This window comes from Pseudomonas juntendi (genome assembly GCF_009932375.1).
In the GTDB taxonomy this organism is placed as follows: domain Bacteria; phylum Pseudomonadota; class Gammaproteobacteria; order Pseudomonadales; family Pseudomonadaceae; genus Aquipseudomonas; species Aquipseudomonas juntendi.
On sequence record NZ_BLJG01000037.1, the window covers coordinates 59,248 to 75,442 of the forward strand.

13 protein-coding genes are annotated in these 16,195 nt (G+C 64.1%); 6 read left to right on the forward strand and 7 right to left on the reverse strand.

Features of this window, described 5'->3' with window-relative positions; genetic code table 11:
• The first annotated feature begins 43 nt into the window (after positions 1-43).
• Entirely contained in the window at positions 44-1,786 is a 1,743-nt protein-coding gene (locus GYA94_RS05285; RefSeq protein WP_110675968.1) for an autotransporter assembly complex protein TamA, read from the forward strand.
• Positions 1,783-5,457 carry a translocation/assembly module TamB domain-containing protein gene (locus GYA94_RS05290; RefSeq protein WP_161891918.1) on the forward strand — a complete coding sequence of 1,225 codons (3,675 nt, stop codon included), beginning with the start codon at positions 1,783-1,785 and terminating at the stop codon, positions 5,455-5,457. Before GYA94_RS05285 ends, GYA94_RS05290 begins: the two co-directional genes overlap by 4 nt.
• 19 nt (positions 5,458-5,476) lie before the next feature.
• On the opposite strand, the gene GYA94_RS05295 is transcribed toward GYA94_RS05290, so the two are convergent.
• The 4 genes from GYA94_RS05295 to GYA94_RS05310 all read right to left on the reverse strand — a co-directional run bounded on the left by GYA94_RS05295 (position 5,477) and on the right by GYA94_RS05310 (position 7,971).
• Complete coding sequence (locus GYA94_RS05295; protein ID WP_009682168.1) at positions 5,477-6,031, reverse strand: DUF2589 domain-containing protein; 555 nt, start codon at positions 6,029-6,031, stop codon at positions 5,477-5,479.
• A gap of 84 nt (positions 6,032-6,115) precedes the next feature.
• Positions 6,116-6,823 carry a DUF2589 domain-containing protein gene (locus tag GYA94_RS05300; RefSeq protein WP_054904393.1) on the reverse strand — a complete coding sequence of 236 codons (708 nt, stop codon included), beginning with the start codon at positions 6,821-6,823 and terminating at the stop codon, positions 6,116-6,118.
• A gap of 59 nt (positions 6,824-6,882) precedes the next feature.
• Positions 6,883-7,263, reverse strand: a complete 381-nt coding sequence (locus tag GYA94_RS05305; protein WP_029884845.1) for a Mor transcription activator family protein — start codon at positions 7,261-7,263, stop codon at positions 6,883-6,885.
• A gap of 249 nt (positions 7,264-7,512) precedes the next feature.
• A complete protein-coding gene (locus GYA94_RS05310) occupies positions 7,513-7,971 on the reverse strand; it encodes a hypothetical protein (protein ID WP_161891919.1) in 459 nt (152 codons plus the stop codon).
• 151 nt (positions 7,972-8,122) lie between these two features.
• Between GYA94_RS05310 and GYA94_RS05315 the strand changes: the two genes are divergently transcribed.
• The gene (locus GYA94_RS05315; RefSeq protein WP_003248064.1) at positions 8,123-8,311 is read left to right on the forward strand and encodes a hypothetical protein; all 189 of its coding nucleotides are present in this window, start codon (positions 8,123-8,125) and stop codon (positions 8,309-8,311) included.
• A gap of 36 nt (positions 8,312-8,347) precedes the next feature.
• On the opposite strand, the gene GYA94_RS05320 is transcribed toward GYA94_RS05315, so the two are convergent.
• Entirely contained in the window at positions 8,348-8,722 is a 375-nt protein-coding gene (locus GYA94_RS05320; RefSeq protein WP_009682163.1) for a hypothetical protein, read from the reverse strand.
• A gap of 196 nt (positions 8,723-8,918) precedes the next feature.
• Here GYA94_RS05320 and pvdQ point away from each other — a divergent pair, with 196 nt between their 5' ends.
• A complete protein-coding gene (gene pvdQ / locus GYA94_RS05325; protein WP_110675975.1) occupies positions 8,919-11,228 on the forward strand; it encodes a bifunctional acylase PvdQ in 2,310 nt (769 codons plus the stop codon).
• 100 nt (positions 11,229-11,328) lie between these two features.
• Here pvdQ and GYA94_RS05330 read toward each other — a convergent pair whose 3' ends face one another.
• Entirely contained in the window at positions 11,329-12,051 is a 723-nt protein-coding gene (locus tag GYA94_RS05330; protein ID WP_110675977.1) for a UDP-2,3-diacylglucosamine diphosphatase, read from the reverse strand.
• Positions 12,048-12,548 (reverse strand): peptidylprolyl isomerase, encoded by a 501-nt coding sequence (locus tag GYA94_RS05335; protein ID WP_110675979.1) that lies wholly within the window; start codon positions 12,546-12,548, stop codon positions 12,048-12,050. Before GYA94_RS05335 ends, GYA94_RS05330 begins: the two co-directional genes overlap by 4 nt.
• A 248-nt stretch (positions 12,549-12,796) precedes the next feature.
• Between GYA94_RS05335 and GYA94_RS05340 the strand changes: the two genes are divergently transcribed.
• Complete coding sequence (locus GYA94_RS05340) at positions 12,797-14,500, forward strand: glutamine--tRNA ligase/YqeY domain fusion protein (RefSeq protein WP_009682158.1); 1,704 nt, start codon at positions 12,797-12,799, stop codon at positions 14,498-14,500.
• Positions 14,501-14,509: 9 nt separating this feature from the next.
• Positions 14,510-15,892, forward strand: coding sequence for a cysteine--tRNA ligase (gene cysS, locus GYA94_RS05345; RefSeq protein ID WP_009682157.1), 1,383 nt, complete (start codon positions 14,510-14,512; stop codon positions 15,890-15,892).
• Positions 15,893-16,195: the final 303 nt, after the last annotated feature.

A 16,195-nucleotide genomic window follows, 5' to 3' on the forward strand; every position in this document is an offset into this window, starting at 1 on the left:
AAGGCGGCTCCCTTGAGCGTTCGGGTCTGGTAGCATTCGCCGCATGACGTATTCAGGAAGATTGACCTGGGGCTTGGTTATCTGGGCCGCCAGTTTTGCAGCATGGGGCCAGAGCGAGTTGCTGGTGCAGGTGAAACCGGCCAACAAGGCGCTCAAGGCCAATGTCGAAGGCTATATAGGCTCACTGGGTGACCGCGATGAAGAAGCACTGTTGCGCTTCAGTCGTGGTGCAGAGGAGCAGGCGCGCAAAGCCGCGCAGGCACTTGGCTACTATCAGGCGCAGATCGACAGCGAGGTCAAGCCTGCCAGCGATGCCGAGCACTCTGCGCAGTTGATCCTCAGCATCAACCCGGGCGAGCCGATTCGGCTGCGCAACGTCACGGTGCGCATCGAGGGCCCGGCCAGTGACATGAAGGCCTTTCGGGTACCCGACAGCCGGGCGCTGCGCCCGGGTGAACAGCTCAACCACGGTACCTACGAGGATGCCAAGCGCCTGATCCAGAACCAGGCGTCGCGTTACGGCTTCTTCAGCGGGCGCTTCAGCCGCCAGCGCCTGGCGGTGGACCCGCAGGCCGGGGTGGCCGATATCGAACTGGTCTACCAGAGTGGCCCGCGCTACCGCCTTGGCGCAGTCACCTTTGGCGGCGACACGCCGCTGGACGAAGACCTGCTGCAGCGCATGGTGCCGTTCAAGCCAGGTACCCCGTACGACTCGGAGCTGATCGCCGAACTGAACAACGACCTGCAGTCGAGCGGTTATTTCGAAGGGGTACGGGTGGATGCGGCGCCCACCGCCGCGGTGGGTGAAGAGATACCGGTGGACGTGCGCCTGGAAACCCGCAAACCCCGCACCATGGGGCTGGGCCTGGGGTACTCCACCGATGTCGGGCCGCGCGGCAAGGCCAACTGGACCCGCCACTGGGTCAACCCCCAAGGTCACAGCTATGGCTGGGAAACCGAGCTGTCGGCGCCGCGGCAGAACGTCGGTTTGTGGTACGACATTCCCCTCGATCCGCCGTTGACCGACAAATTGCGCTTTGCCGGCGGCTATCAGAATGAAGAGCTTGCCGGTACCGACACCCTCAGCAAGCTGCTGACGGTGGGCCCCGAATGGCACAGCAAGCTGCCCAGCGGTTGGCAACGGGTCATCTCGCTGAAATACCAACGCGAAGAGTACCGCCTGGGCGACGACAGCGGATTGAGCAACCTGCTGATGCCCGGCGTTAGCTACTCGTTCCTGCGCAGTGACAACCGCATCGACCCGCACAATGGCTACCGCCTGCAATTCGATGTGCAGGTGGCCAAGGAAGGGCTGGTGTCGGACACCAACCTGCTGCACGGCAACGTGCTGCTCAAGGGCCTGACCACCCTGGGCCACAACCACCGCTTGCTTGGCCGCGTGCAGTTCGGCGGCAGCGCGACCAACGGTTTCAAGAACAATATCCCGCCGTCGCTGCGCTTCTTCGCCGGCGGCGACCAGAGCGTGCGCGGTTATGACTACCAGACCCTGTCGCCCGAAAACAGCGACGGTGACCGTATTGGCGGGCGTTACCTGGTGGCCGGCAGTGTCGAGTACCAGTACTCGCTGACCGAGAAGTGGCGGCTTGCCACATTCGTCGACCAAGGCAACTCGTTCAACGACCTGGAATTGCCCAGCCTGAAAACCGGGGTCGGTTTTGGTGTGCGCTGGGTGTCGCCAGTGGGGCCGCTGCGCCTGGACCTGGCCAAGGCGCTGGATGACGACGGTGGCATTCGCCTGCACTTTTCCATGGGGCCCGAGTTGTGAAACGCGTAATCAGATATACCCTGCTGGGCCTGGCTGGACTGCTGGCGGGCCTGGGCCTGGCCCTCGGCTTGCTGCTGGGTACCGAGGCCGGCAGCCGCTGGGCGCTGGGCAAGGTTCCCGGTTTGCAGGTCACCGACTTCCAGGGCCGCCTGGGGGGCAGCTGGCAAGCCAGCCGGGTAAGCTGGGCCGACGCCGGCAGCAAGGTCGAGCTGCAGGCCCCGCAGTTGGCCTGGTCGCCTGCCTGCCTGCTGCGCGCCACCCTGTGCATCGACCGCTTGCAGGCACAGCGCATCGACATGGCCTTTGCCCCAAGCACCGAGCCGGCCGACAGCGGCCCCCTGCAATTGCCGGCACTGCGCCTGCCGGTGGCCATCGAACTGGGCGAGGTGAAGGTCGGGCAGCTGCGCCTGGACGGCAGTGACCTGCTGGGCGACGTGCAGCTTGCAGCGCACTGGACCCGCGGCGGGATGCAGATCGACAGCCTGCACCTGCAGCGCGACGACCTGCTGCTGAACCTGCAAGGCCATATCCAGCCCGAAGGCGACTGGCCGACAACGCTGCAGGCGCAACTGCAGCTGCCGGCTGTAGGTGGCAAACCCTGGCAGCTGGCGCTGAACGCCGAGGGTGAACTGCAAAAGACCTTGAACCTCACGGGAGCCAGCAGCGGCTACCTGGACGCCACGTTGAGCGGCACGCTGCAGGCCCTGGCCGAGCACCTGCCTGCGACGCTGCAGATCCGTTCCGAAGCGTTCAAGCCGACCGCTTCCTTGCCTGACACCTTGCAGTTGAACCAGCTCGACCTGGCAGCCAAGGGCGACCTGCTCAAGGGCTACCAGCTGTCGGGTACCGCCAACCTGCCCGCAGAACAATCGCCGATCGCCCTGGCGTTGTCCGGCCTGGTCGACAGCAAGGGGGCCAGGCTCGATGCCCTCGACCTTACCGCCAGCGACACCCAGCGCGTCAAGCTGCAAGCCACGGCAGACTGGCAGCAAGGCCTGACCGCCGATGCTCAGCTGGACTGGCAGGATTTTCCCTGGCTGCGCCTGTATCCGCTGGAAACGCCGCCACAGGTTACCCTCAAACGCTTCAATACCCGTGTGCATTACCGTGATGGCAAGTATCAGGGGACCTTTGCCGGTGATCTTGACGGCCCGGCGGGGGCGTTCACCCTGGCCAGCCCTTTCGAAGGCGACCTGGATCAGGTCAGGCTGCCACAACTGGCGCTCACCGCCGGCCAGGGCAAGGCTGCCGGCAGTGTTGCAGTGCGCTTTGCCGATACCCTGGCGTGGGATGTCGACTTGCAACTGTCTGCACTCGACCCGGCCTACTGGCTGGCCGAGCTGCCTGGCACCCTGGCGGGGCCATTGCGTACCAAAGGCGAGCTGAAGGATGACGTGCTGAGCCTGGATGCCCAGCTTGACCTCAAGGGGCGCTTGCGCGGCCAGCCGGCTGTGTTCAAGGCCGAGGCACAAGGGGCCGGGCAGCGCTGGACACTGGGTGCGTTGGCGATCCAGCTGGGGGACAACCGGATCAATGGCAGTGGCAGTCTGCAGCAGCGCCTGGCCGGGCGCATCGACCTCGACTTGCCCCGCCTGGGCCAGCTGTGGCCCCGGCTGCAAGGCCAGGTCAAGGGGCGCGTGGATGTCGCCGGCACGCTGCAGGCGCCGCAAGGCACCCTGACGTTGCAGGGCCAGCGCCTGGCACAGGCTGAGAACCGCCTGCAACAACTGAACCTGGATGCCAAGCTCGACAGCGCCCAGCGTGGGGTGGTCGAGCTCAAGGCCACCGGCATTCACCTGGGTGACACGGCACTGGGCACGCTGCAGGCCAGCGGCAAGGGTGACATTCGCCAGCAGGCCCTGAACCTGGCCCTGGACGGCCCGCAGCTCAAGCTTGACCTGGGGCTGGATGGCCAGTTGAGCAAGGGCGACTGGCGCGGGCGACTGGCCAGCGGGCGAGTCCAGGCCGGTGGCCATGACTGGCAATTGCAGGCCCCGGCGCGGTTGCAGCGGCTGGCCAACGGCCAGCTCGATTTCGGTGCCCACTGCTGGCGCTCTGGCCAGGCCAGCCTGTGTGGCGATGACCAACGCCTGGCGCCGGAGCCGCGCTTGCGCTACCACCTCAAGCAGTTCCCGCTGGGCAGCCTGGCGCAGTGGCTGCCCAAGGACTTCGCCTGGCAGGGGCTGCTGAACGCCGACATCAGCCTGGATATACCGGCCAGTGGCCCCAAGGGTAGCGTGGTGGTCGATGCCAGTGGCGGCACCCTGCGCGTACGCGACAAAGGCCACTGGATCGACTTCCCGTATCAGGCCCTGCGCCTGGACAGTACCCTGGCACCGCGGCGTATCGACACGCGCCTGGTATTCCGTGGCGAGCCGCTGGGTGAGCTGAACGTCAACACCCGGCTAGACCCGCTGGGCAAGAACAAGCCGCTGTCGGGTGATTTCCGCCTGGCGGGCCTGGACCTCTCGGTGGCCCGGCCCTTCGTGCCGATGGTCGAGCGGTTGGCCGGCCAGCTCAATGGCAGCGGCCAGCTCTCGGGTACCTTGCTGGCACCGCAGGTCAACGGCAACCTGGCGCTCAGTGGCGGCGAAGTCAGCGGCGCGGAGCTGCCAGCCAGCCTGCAGGCACTGTCTGTGCAGGCGCAGATCGCCGGTGAGCAGGTGCGCCTGGAAGGCAATTGGCGCAGTGGCGAAGCAGGGCGCGGGCAGTTGAGCGGCAACCTCACCTGGGGCCAGGCGCTGGGCATGGACGTGCGCTTGCAAGGCCAGCAACTGCCGATCACGGTGGAGCCCTACGCCACGCTGGAGGTCGCCCCGGACCTGACCTTGCGTTTGATCGACGACAAACTGGCGGTCACCGGCAAAGTGTTGGTGCCCAAAGGCAAGATCACCGTGCGCGAATTACCGCCCTCTACTGTCAAGGTCTCGGACGATACCGTCATCGTTGGCCGCCAGACCGAGGAGGGCAAGCCACCCATGGCGATGGCCATGGACATTGACGTCGAAGTGGGCCAGGACAAGCTGTCGTTCACCGGCTTTGGCCTTACCGCCAACCTGCTTGGCCATGTGCACATCGGTGACAACCTCGACACCCGCGGTGAGTTGAGCCTGGCAGACGGTCGCTACCGCGCCTACGGCCAGCGCCTGACCATCCGCCGCGCGCGCCTGCTGTTCGCCGGGCCGATCGACCAGCCTTACCTGGACATCGAAGCCATCCGCAAGGTAGACGATGTGATTGCCGGCATTCGCTTGAGTGGCAGTGCCGAACAGCCGACCAGCCAGGTGTTTTCGGAGCCGGCCATGAGCCAGGAGCAGGCCTTGTCCTATCTGGTGCTGGGGCGGCCATTGGGCACCTCCGGCGAGGACAACAACATGCTCGCCGAGGCGGCACTGGGCCTTGGCCTGGCCGGCAGCGCCGGTATCACCGGTAGCCTGGCGTCCAGCCTGGGCATCGACGACTTCCAGCTGGATACCGAAGGCTCGGGCAATACCACCAGCGTGGTCGCCAGTGGCAACCTCACCGAGAAGCTGAGCCTTCGTTACGGGGTAGGGGTGTTCGAGCCAGCGAACACCATCGCTTTGCGTTACAAGTTGAGCAAGAAGGTCTACCTGGAGGCGGCCAGCGGTTTGGCCAGCTCCCTGGATATCTTCTACAAGCGCGACTTCTAGGTTGAACGCGGGGGCGCCGTCAACGGACGGTGGCCGCGTCGATGAACTCATTGCTGTCGGGTGAGGGTGGCGGGGTGGGGGCGCGTACCGGGGTGATCAGGCTGGTGTACTCCTCGATCAGCCGGTTCAGCGCTTCAGGCGGCTCACTGGCCTGGAACTGCATGCGGATCTGCACTTCGTCAGGGTCTCGGCTGTCGCCTTGGCGACCCTGGCCACCGATGGTGACCTTGAAGCTGGCAGCCTTGTTCTCGCTGGTGGGTAGTAAAGCCGGCTGTGCCTCGGTGCCTTTGACACGCACCGACAGGTCAACCTGCATGCGCTCCAGCGCCAGGCCTTTGGGCGACACCAGGGCGAACAGCGGTACACGCATGATGTGCTGGCCGTCCATGGCCACTTCCACCATCTTGGCTTTCATGGGGGCGCCCAACGCTTCGCTGTCACACTCGAAGAACTGGTCGAACAGGTTGATGTACTGCTGCGCGATCAGGCTGTTGGTGGCACTGGCGGCTTCTTGCAGGCCGCGAGTGATCTCGCGCAGGTCGATTGAAGTCATGGGCGCGGGGGCCTTGTCCATTGCGTGGGTTCCTCAGGCCAGAATGGCCCCTTGTTGCTCATCAAGGGGCCAGGCGGAAGTGAGCGAAAAACATCAAGGTTTGGTTCAACCTTTTTTGTCAGCTTTGTCCGTGGGTTTGTTTGCAGCGCCGGGTGCTTTGTCGTTTTCCACCTTGAGCCCCGGTGTGTCGGCTGCCGGGTTCTTGAGGGTATCGCGCTGCGAGATCTGGTCTGGGCTTTCCAGGGCGGCGTTTTTGACCACCGTAGGTTTGGTCGCAGCGTCGGTGAGGAACTCAATCAAGCGCATGACTGCTTCCGGCGGCTCCTGGCGTTTGAGTGTGGTATTGAATGCATAACGGGCGCGGGTATCGGTCTTGCGGGTTTGCGTGGATTTGTGGCTGACGCTGCCCCTGACGTTGAGCTTGAACGGCCCCCAGCCGATCGAGCCGCTGGCGGTGGCGTTCATGTCCTTGCTGGTCACGTCCTCCGACATCTGGTTGATGACCAGCTCGAACTCGACATTACCCTCCTCGATGGTTATGTTCGGGTGGGTGATGGCCGCCAGCAGCGGCACCTTCATGGTCTTGCTGACCACACCTTTGTATTCGCCCTGTTCGTCGACGATGGTTTCGTCATAGTCGAACTGGATGGCTACGGCCTTGCCGTTCTGGATGCAGACCTGCATCAGGAAGTCGGCGTACGATTTACTCGCGGTAACCTGCGCCTGGACCATGGCTTGCAGGGGGCCGGCGATCATGCGATCCATGGGCAGGGCATTGATGACCGAGCCAATGAGGCTGTTGTCTATCGACATAGTGGGATGCTCTTTCTAGTGGGTTGGGGCCGCCGAGGGTGCTCTGGGCGGCAGGGGGTTCAGCGGGCGCACGCCTCCTGGCGGCGGATGTTGCCGATTTGGCGCAGGCTCAGGCCGTACTTGTTGGCCAGCAGGCTGCGGGACAGGCCATTGGCGCTTTCTTTCTGGATTTGCTGGTTACGCAGTTGGCGCAGGAAGTGGTCCGCCTTGGGGATCTCCAGGGCTACCCCGGCAAAGCGCTTGATCAGCGCATCGAGCGCTTCGGGCGGGAGTACGTCGGCGAGCTTGGTGCGCTCGCGGTGCTTGGGGATGTATTTGGGCCTGCCGCCGAACGCGCAGGTCAGCTGGTAGGCGTTGTCGATGCCGATGCAGGTGATCAGTGCCTGCAACGAGTGGGGCAATTGGCTGATATCGATCTGGCTCAAGTCTGGCGTTTGCATGTGGCGCTCCTTCGGGATAAGGGATTTGCGACCCGATCACCCGTGGCGTTATGTCGGAGGGTGTGAGCAAATTCTGTGCGACAGCCGAGGCGTGTCGCTAGGCGGCATATGGGTTGGCGGCTGTAGCTTCGGTGAACAGGTTTTGCAGGCAGCAATATCCGCGCATGTAGGAAATGGCGTTGCTGATAGGCTGCATAGGGTGATTTCTCGCTCGCTCACTGCCGTTCTCAACGAAAGGGTGCTGAACCCTTAGTCGCAGGGGAAACTGCTCAGCAAGCTGGCGCTGTGCAGGTAGGCTTGGGGCGCCGTTCGCATGCTTGCAGGCAACGTTCGCCAATCCACCAGCAGGCACAGGGTGTACAGGGGCTGCCCATCGCGCTGGCCGATCACCTGCCCGTCAAAGCTGCGCCGGTACAAGGCCTGGGTCTGGTGTACGGCTTGCACCTGGTCGGCCTGGGCCAAGGTTTCCCGGGCCAGGTGGGGGAGGCGGGTGGTGGGCAAGGTGAAGTTCAGCGGCCTGTTGTCCCCGCCCAGGTAGCCGGCCTGGCGTACCCGTTGCCACAGTTGCTGCCACTGGCTGGTGCCGGCGTGGGTCGCGAGCTCGCGGCCCAGCTCCAGCAGGTGCTCGGCGGGTACCTGCTGGGTATCCAGGGCGTGAACGTAGACGGGGGAGAAAAACAGCGAAGTGAGGAGCAAGGGTTTGTACACGGTGCCTCCGGCATGGGTGCTTGGAGGTTTCATGCTTTCAGGCTGTCACCGCCTGACCCAGCAGGAAATGCAGCGCCGGGGCCGGTGCCCGTTGTATCATTGCCGCGGCTCATTGCGAGCCATTTGCCCCTGATGTTGCAAGGAACCTTCGATGACACACGTGCAGCGCCTCAAATATTCACTTCTGATCATACTGGTCGTACTGGGCCTGATGCTGGGCCTGTCCCACCTGCAGAAGCAGGGCACTATCAGTGAACAGACGTTCCAGATGCTGGCCATCGCCATTGCCGTGGTGGTGGTGGTGATCAATGGCATCCTGCGGCGCAAGGTCAAGCCTTGACCTGCGCGGGCCGGCCAAGCCTGGCCGGCCAGGCGCTCAGCGCGCGGGCGCTTGTTCCAGTATGGCGCGCGCCTGCGGGGCAAGGCTGTAGCACTTGTCGCTGCCCAGCTGGATCACCCCCTCGCTGCACAGGCGCTTGAGCACTTCGCGCACGCTGAGGAACGACAGCGGAATATCCAGTTGCTCCAGTTGCGCGTGCACGCCACGCACGCCAATGCTGCGGCCATTGCGGTCGGCGGCGTGCAGAGCGTCGATCACCTTCAGGCGGATCAAGCTGGTGCGCAGGCCGAAGGTGCGCAGCAATTCGCGGATCTGCTCGTTGCCGGTGCGCTCGTCAGCAAATGCGTCCTGTCCCTTGGGCGCCTTGCCTGGGGCGCGCCCAGCCAGTAATGAGGGTTGCGGGTTGTACATGTGAATGCTCCTTTTCGTGGACGAACCCGAAATGTGGTTGCCTCACTTACTAGGACGAATGAGATCGCAAAAACTGCAACGCACGCGTTAAAAAAATGGCTGTTTTTCATCAAGACGTTCCATCGCCCTGTAAAACGTAAAATTTTCATCTGGCCATTCGTCTGAACGGGATAACCCGCGAACCCGAGGAATGCCCGTGTTTTCACTGTCCCGTCCCATGACCTGCGCCAGCCTGGCGGCCGCCCTGGTGGCCTGGAGTGCCACTGCGCCGGCGCAACCTGCAGCAGCCGACGCCAGCGCCCAGATCCGCCGCACCAGCTTCGGCGTGCCGCACATCGTGGCCAGGGACGAGCGCGGCCTGGGCTACGGTGTCGGCTATGCCTACGCCCAGGACAACCTGTGCCTGCTGGCCAACGAAGTGTTGACCGTCAATGGCGAGCGCTCCCGGTACTTCGGCGCCACGGGCAAGACCTTGGAGCAACGCGACAACCTCAGCAGCGACCTGTTCTTCACCTGGCTCAACAGCCCGGCCGCTGTCGACGCGTTTCTCCAGGCGCAGCCGGCGCCGGTACAGGCACTGCTGGCCGGTTATGCCAGTGGCTATAACCGCGCGCTGGCCGAGCGCCGCCGCCAGGGCTTGCCTGCCGAGTGCGGAACGGGTGAGTGGGTGCGGCCGATCAGCAGCCAGGACCTGGTCAAGCTGACCCGCCGCTTGCTGGCCGAAGGCGGGGTTGGGCAGTTCATGGAGGCACTGGCGGGGGCGCAACCGCCAGGGGCCGGCAGCCAGCTCGCGGCCGCTGGCTATGCCACCGCCCTGGCCCGGCAGGCGCGGTTTGCCACGGAGCGTGGCAGCAATGCCGTGGCGGTGGGTGCCCAGCGCTCGGCCAATGGCCATGGCCTGTTGCTGGCCAACCCGCATTTCCCGTGGATGGGTGGTATGCGCTTCTACCAGATGCACTTGACCATCCCCGGCCAGCTGAATGTCATGGGCGCGGCGCTGCCAGGCCTGCCGCTGATCAATATCGGTTTCAACCAGCACCTGGCGTGGACCCATACCGTCGATACCTCCACGCACTTCACCCTGTATCGCCTGCAGCTCGATCCCAAGGACCCGACCCGTTACCTGCTCGACGGCAAGTCATTGCCGCTGGCCCGGCAAACCGTCAGCGTGGCAGTCAAAGGTGAGGATGGGCAACTGAGCCAGGTACAGCGTGAGGTGTACAGCTCGCAGTTCGGTCCGGTGGTGCAATGGCCTGGCCGCCTGGACTGGGACACGCATGCGGCCTACAGCCTGCGTGACGCCAACCTGGACAATACCCGCGTGCTGCAGCAGTGGAACCAGATCAACCGCGCTGAAAGCCTGGCGGCCCTGCGCGGCTCGGTCGAGCAATTGCAGGGTATCCCGTGGGTCAACACCATTGCGGTGGACCAGGCGGGCAGGGCCTTGTACCTGAACCAGTCAGTGGTGCCTTATGTGGACCAGCAGATGCTCGACACTTGCAGCAACCCGCAAGCGCCGGGCAGCCTGGTGGTGTTGGACGGCTCACGCAGCGCCTGCCAGTGGAAGGTCGATGCCCAGGCGGCGCAACCGGGTATTTTCCCGGCAAGGCTGCTGCCAAGCCTTGAGCGCGAGGATTACGTGCAAAACTCCAACGACCCGGCCTGGCTGGCCAACCCGGCGCAGCCCCTGACCGGGTTTTCGCCGCTGGTCAGCCGCAGTGACCAGCCGCTGGGCATGCGCGGCCGCTTTGCCCTGCAGCGTTTGCAGGGCAAAGCGCGGTTGGGTGTCGATGACCTGCAGCGCATGGTCACCGACGACGAAGTCTACCTGGCCAGCCTGGTGCTGCCCGACTTGCTGCAATGGTGCCAGGGCGCCAGTGCAGACGTGCAGGCCCTATGCACCAGCCTGGCGAACTGGGATGGCAAGGCCGACCTCGAGAGCGGCGTGGGCCTGGTGCATTTCCACAACCTGCTCACCGCCTTGGCTGAGCACCCGGACAGCTGGCGGGTTGCGTTCGACCCGACCGATCCGCAACACACTCCGCGCGGGCTGGCCGTGGAGCAGGCGGCCGTGCGCAAACAGTTGCACGAGGCGGCACTGGCCTCACTGCAGCAGGTGGCCGGGAGCGGTATGGCGCCACAGGTGAAGTGGGGGCAGGTGCAGCAGGCACTCGATGGCACGCCGGTGCCGGGCGGCCCGCAGGCCTTGGGCGTGTACAACGCGATGTACAGTGTGCCGCACGGGCAGGGCAAGCGCCTGGTGGTCAGTGGTACCAGTTATCTGCAATTGGTCAGTTTCACCGACAAGGGGCCAGAGGCCCGCGGGTTACTGGCGTTTTCGCAGTCCAGCGAGGCGGCATCGGCACACGCCAGCGATCAGACCAAGGCCTTCGCGGCCAAGCAGCTGGCGGTAATTCCCTTTACCGAGGCGCAGATCAAGGCTGACCCGCAGTACCGCGAAGTGGTGATCAGTGAAGCCGACAAGGGCGCAGTGGCACAGCACTAAGGCAGTTTGGCTCGATTGCCGGCGAGCCAGCGCCCACAAGCTCCCCACCGTATTGAAGGCCTGGTGGGAATTGGGGGCCGGCTCGCCGGCGACGTTGCCTTCAGGAAAAGTCGAACGGCGCCAGCTGAAACCCTTGCTCGTCAACCTGCAAGGCCCAGCCCCGGCGGTCCCAGTCGCCCAGCACGATGCGCCGGGCCGGTTGGCCGTCCACGACCAGCTTGTGAATCGCTGGCCGATGGGTATGGCCATGCACCAGGGTACGCACGCCATGCGCCGCCATTACCTTGGGCACTTCCTCTGGCGTGACGTCGACGATTTCAGTGGATTTCATCCGCCCCTGGGTGCGGCTTTCGCTGCGCAGCTTGCGTGCCAGTCTGTAGCGAGCCGACAGCGGCAGGTGGCGCAGAAACCACAGGCTCAGCGGGTTGCGCAGCAGGCGGCGCATTTTCATGTAGCCCACGTCGCGGGTGCACAAGGTGTCGCCGTGCATCAGCAATACCTGCTCACCGCCCAGCTCGATCACGCAGGGGTCGTCGAGCAACGTGCAGCCGGCCGCCTCGCAGAAGCGCTGGCCAAGCAGGAAGTCACGGTTGCCATGCATCAGGTAGATGGCCGTGCCGCTGTCGCCCAGCTGCCGCAGGGCACGGCAGATCGACTGCTGGAACGGCGTCATGGCATCGTCGCCTATCCAGGCCTCGAAGAAATCGCCAAGAATGTACAGCGCCTGGGCGTGGCGCGCGCGGCCATCGAGCAGATCAAGAAACGCCCGGGTAATGTCCGGGCGTTCTTCTTGCAGGTGCAGATCAGAGATCAGCAGAATCACTCAATGATCTCGGCTTTCTCGATGACCACGTCGTCTTTCGGCACGTCCTGGTGGCCGGCTTTGGAACCGGTGGCGACTTTCTCGATGGCATCGACCACTTCACGGCCTTCGATCACTTCACCGAACACCGCGTAGCCCCAGCCCTGCACGTTCTTGCCGCTGTGGTTGAGGAAGTCGTTGTCGGCAGCGTTGATGAAGAACTGGGCCGAGGCAGAGTGCGGCTCCATGGTACGGGCCATGGCGATGCTGTACTTGGTGTTCTTCAGGCCGTTGTCAGCTTCGTTCTGGATGCTGGCGCGGGTTTTCTTCTGGGTCATGCCAGGCTCGAAGCCGCCGCCCTGGATCATGAAACCTTTGATTACACGGTGGAACACGGTGTTGTCGAAATGGCCGTCTTTGACGTATTGAACGAAGTTCTCAACAGTTTGCGGAGCTTTTTCGGCGTTCAGTTGCAGGACGATATCGCCGTGGTTGGTGCTCAGTTTGACTTTGGACATGCTGAAATTCGCTCTTTCAAGGCATACGGGAATGAGGGCGCGCAGGGCGCGTGCTTACACCTGACGCAGGCTCGGGCGCTCGCGACACATGGCGCGCACCGGCCATTTTGCCACGCCGCGGCAAAAAGCCGTGATAAATCACGCCAGTTTATCCGGGCCCGACTGTCGGCAGCTTGACTGCTTCGGCTATGATAGGCCCTTTGATTCAATCGGCCTACCCAGGCCGGACACGTGCATTCAAGGATCCTATGAGCAAGCCCACTGCCGACAACGCGCCCAACGCCGCTGCCAAAGGCGCCCCCGCTGTCCCTGCGAACTTCCTGCGGCCGATCATCCAGGCCGACCTGGATTCGGGCAAGCACAGCAGCATCGTCACCCGCTTCCCGCCGGAGCCCAATGGCTACCTGCACATTGGTCACGCCAAGTCGATCTGCGTCAACTTTGGCCTGGCCAAGGAATTCGGTGGCGCCTGTCACTTGCGTTTCGACGACACCAACCCGGCCAAGGAAGACCAGGAGTACATCGACGCCATCCAGCGCGACGTGAAATGGCTGGGTTTCGACTGGGCCGGTGATGTGCGGTATGCCTCCGACTACTTCGACCAGTTGCACGACTGGGCGGTCGAGCTGATCAAGCGCGGCAAGGCCTATGTCTGCGACCTCACCCCCGAGCAGGCCAAGGAATACCGAGGCAACCTCAAGGAACCAGGCAAGAACAGCCCGTTCCGCGACCGCAGCGTGGAAGAAAACCTCGACCTGTTCGCCCGTATGAAAGCCGGTGAATTCCAGGACGGTGAGCGCGTGCTGCGGGCCAAGATCGACATGGCCTCGCCGAACATGAACCTGCGCGACCCGATCCTGTACCGCATCCGCCATGCCCACCATCACCAGACCGGTGACAAGTGGTGCATCTACCCCAACTACGACTTCACCCATGGCCAGTCGGACGCCATCGAGGGCATCACCCACTCGATCTGCACCCTGGAGTTCGAAGGCCACCGCCCGCTGTACGACTGGTTCCTCGATAACCTGCCCGTGCCGGCACACCCGCGCCAGTACGAGTTCAGCCGGCTGAACCTCAACTACACCATCACCTCCAAGCGCAAGCTCAAGCAGTTGGTGGACGAAAAGCACGTCGACGCCTGGGACGATCCGCGCATGTCGACCTTGTCCGGCTTCCGCCGCCGTGGCTACACCCCGGCCTCGATCCGCAACTTCTGCGAAATGATCGGCACCAACCGGTCCGACGGCGTGGTCGACATGTCGATGCTCGAGTTCAGCATCCGTGACGACCTGGACCGCACCGCACCGCGTGCCATGTGCGTGCTGCGCCCGCTGAAGGTGGTCATTACCAACTACCCGCAGGGCCAGGTCGAGCAACTGGAGCTGCCACGCCACCCGAAGGAAGACATGGGCGTGCGTGTGCTGCCGTTCTCCCGCGAGCTGTACATCGACCGCGACGACTTCATGGAAACCCCGCCCAAGGGCTACAAGCGCCTCGAGCCAGCCGGTGAGGTGCGCCTGCGGGGCAGCTACGTGATCCGTGCCGACGAAGCCATCAAGGACGCCGACGGCAACATCGTCGAGCTGCATTGCTCGTACGACCCGGACACCCTGGGCAAGAACCCGGAAGGCCGCAAGGTCAAAGGCGTGATCCACTGGGTGCCGGCCGAAGGCAGCGTCGAGTGCGAAGTACGCCTGTACGATCGCCTGTTCCGCTCGGCCAACCCGGAAAAGACCGAAGAGGGCGGCAGCTTCCTCGACAACATCAACCCCGACTCGCTGCAAGTGCTCAGCGGTTGCCGTGCCGAGCCGTCGTTGGCCCAGGCGCAGCCCGAGGACCGCTTCCAGTTCGAGCGCGAAGGCTACTTCTGCGCCGACCTGAAAGACAGCCAGCCGGGCCGCCCGGTGTTCAACCGCACCGTCACCCTGCGTGACTCCTGGGGCAGCTGAGGAACCGCCGTGCTAACCATCTACAACACCCTGACCAAAGCCAAGGAAACCTTCAAGCCGCTGGATGGCAACAAGGTGCGCATGTACGTTTGCGGCATGACCGTGTACGACTACTGCCACCTGGGCCACGGCCGCAGCATGGTGGCGTTCGACCTGGTCACCCGCTGGCTGCGCAAGAGCGGTTACGAGCTGACCTACGTGCGCAATATCACCGACATCGATGACAAGATCATCAACCGGGCCAACGAGAACGGCGAAAGCTTCGACGCCCTCACGGCGCGCATGATCGACGCGATGCACGAAGACGAGCGCCGCCTGAACATCCTGCCGCCAGACCAGGAACCGCGTGCCACCGACCATATCGCCGGCATGCACGCGATGATCCAGACCCTGATCGACAAGGGGTATGCCTACGCGCCGGGCAATGGCGACGTGTACTACCGCGTCGGCAAGTTCGTGGGCTACGGCAAGCTGTCGCGCAAGAAGATCGAAGACCTGCGCATCGGCGCCCGCATCGAGGTCGACGAGGCCAAGCAAGACCCGCTCGATTTCGTGCTGTGGAAGGGCGTCAAGCCGGGCGAGCCAAGCTGGGAGTCGCCATGGGGCCCGGGCCGTCCGGGCTGGCACATCGAGTGCTCGGTGATGTCCACCTGCTGCCTGGGTGAGAGCTTCGACATTCATGGTGGCGGCAGCGACCTGGAGTTCCCGCACCACGAGAACGAGATTGCCCAGAGCGAGGCGGCCACCGGCAAGCAGTACGCCAACGCCTGGATGCATTGCGGCATGATCCGTATCAATGGCGAGAAGATGTCGAAGTCGTTGAACAACTTCTTCACCATCCGTGATGTGCTCGAGAAGTACCACCCGGAGGTGGTTCGCTACCTGCTGGTGGCCAGCCACTACCGCAGTGCCATCAACTACTCGGAAGACAGCCTGCGCGACGCCAAGGGCGCCCTGGAGCGGTTCTACCATGCCTTGCGCGGCCTGCCGCGCGTGGCGGCCAAGGGCGGCGAGGCCTTTGTCGAGCGCTTCAGCGTGGCGATGAATGACGACTTTGGCACCCCCGAGGCCTGCGCTGTGCTGTTCGACCTGGTGCGTGAGATCAACCGCCTGCGCGACAGTGATGTAGACGCTGCTGCCGGCCTGGCCGGTCGCCTGCGGGAGCTGGGTGATGTGCTGGGTGTGCTGCAGCTGGACGCCGATGACTTCCTGCGTGCGGGCGCCGAAGGCAAGGTCGATGCGGCCGAGGTCGAGGGCTTGATCCAGGCGCGCCTGCAGGCGCGGGCAGACAAGAACTGGGCCGAGTCCGACCGCATTCGCGACCAGCTGACCGCCATGGGCGTGGTGTTGGAAGACAGCAAGGGTGCCACTACCTGGCGTCTGGCTGACTGATCGATGCAATGGGGGCCGCTTTGCGGCCCATCGCGACACAAGGCCGCAATGCAGGACTCGAAGACTACACGGTTCCTGTGGGAGCGGGCGTGCCCGCGAACACCGGCGCAGCCGGTGCCAGACACCGCGTCGCCTGCTTCGCGGGCTTGCCCGCTCCCACAGTGAATCGCGCAGGCTTTTCAAATTTTGAGAAAGACAGTTGCTCCTGCAAGTACGGCGGCAACTCCAAGCCAGCGCAGACCCCCTGTGGGAGCGGGCATGCCCGCGAACACCGGCAAAGCCGGTGCCAGACACCGCGTCGCC

Excerpts from the sequence above, each read along its gene's own strand:
- GYA94_RS05285 (WP_110675968.1), top strand. The coding sequence starts at position 44 with ATGACGTATTCAGGAAGATTGACCTGGGGCTTGGTTATCTGGGCCGCC.
- GYA94_RS05295 (WP_009682168.1), bottom strand. The coding sequence starts at position 6,031 with ATGGACAAGGCCCCCGCGCCCATGACTTCAATCGACCTGCGCGAGATC.
- GYA94_RS05300 (WP_054904393.1), bottom strand. The coding sequence starts at position 6,823 with ATGTCGATAGACAACAGCCTCATTGGCTCGGTCATCAATGCCCTGCCC.
- GYA94_RS05305 (WP_029884845.1), bottom strand. The coding sequence starts at position 7,263 with ATGCAAACGCCAGACTTGAGCCAGATCGATATCAGCCAATTGCCCCAC.
- GYA94_RS05315 (WP_003248064.1), top strand. The coding sequence starts at position 8,123 with ATGACACACGTGCAGCGCCTCAAATATTCACTTCTGATCATACTGGTC.
- GYA94_RS05320 (WP_009682163.1), bottom strand. The coding sequence starts at position 8,722 with ATGTACAACCCGCAACCCTCATTACTGGCTGGGCGCGCCCCAGGCAAG.
- GYA94_RS05335 (WP_110675979.1), bottom strand. The coding sequence starts at position 12,548 with ATGTCCAAAGTCAAACTGAGCACCAACCACGGCGATATCGTCCTGCAA.
- GYA94_RS05340 (WP_009682158.1), top strand. The coding sequence starts at position 12,797 with ATGAGCAAGCCCACTGCCGACAACGCGCCCAACGCCGCTGCCAAAGGC.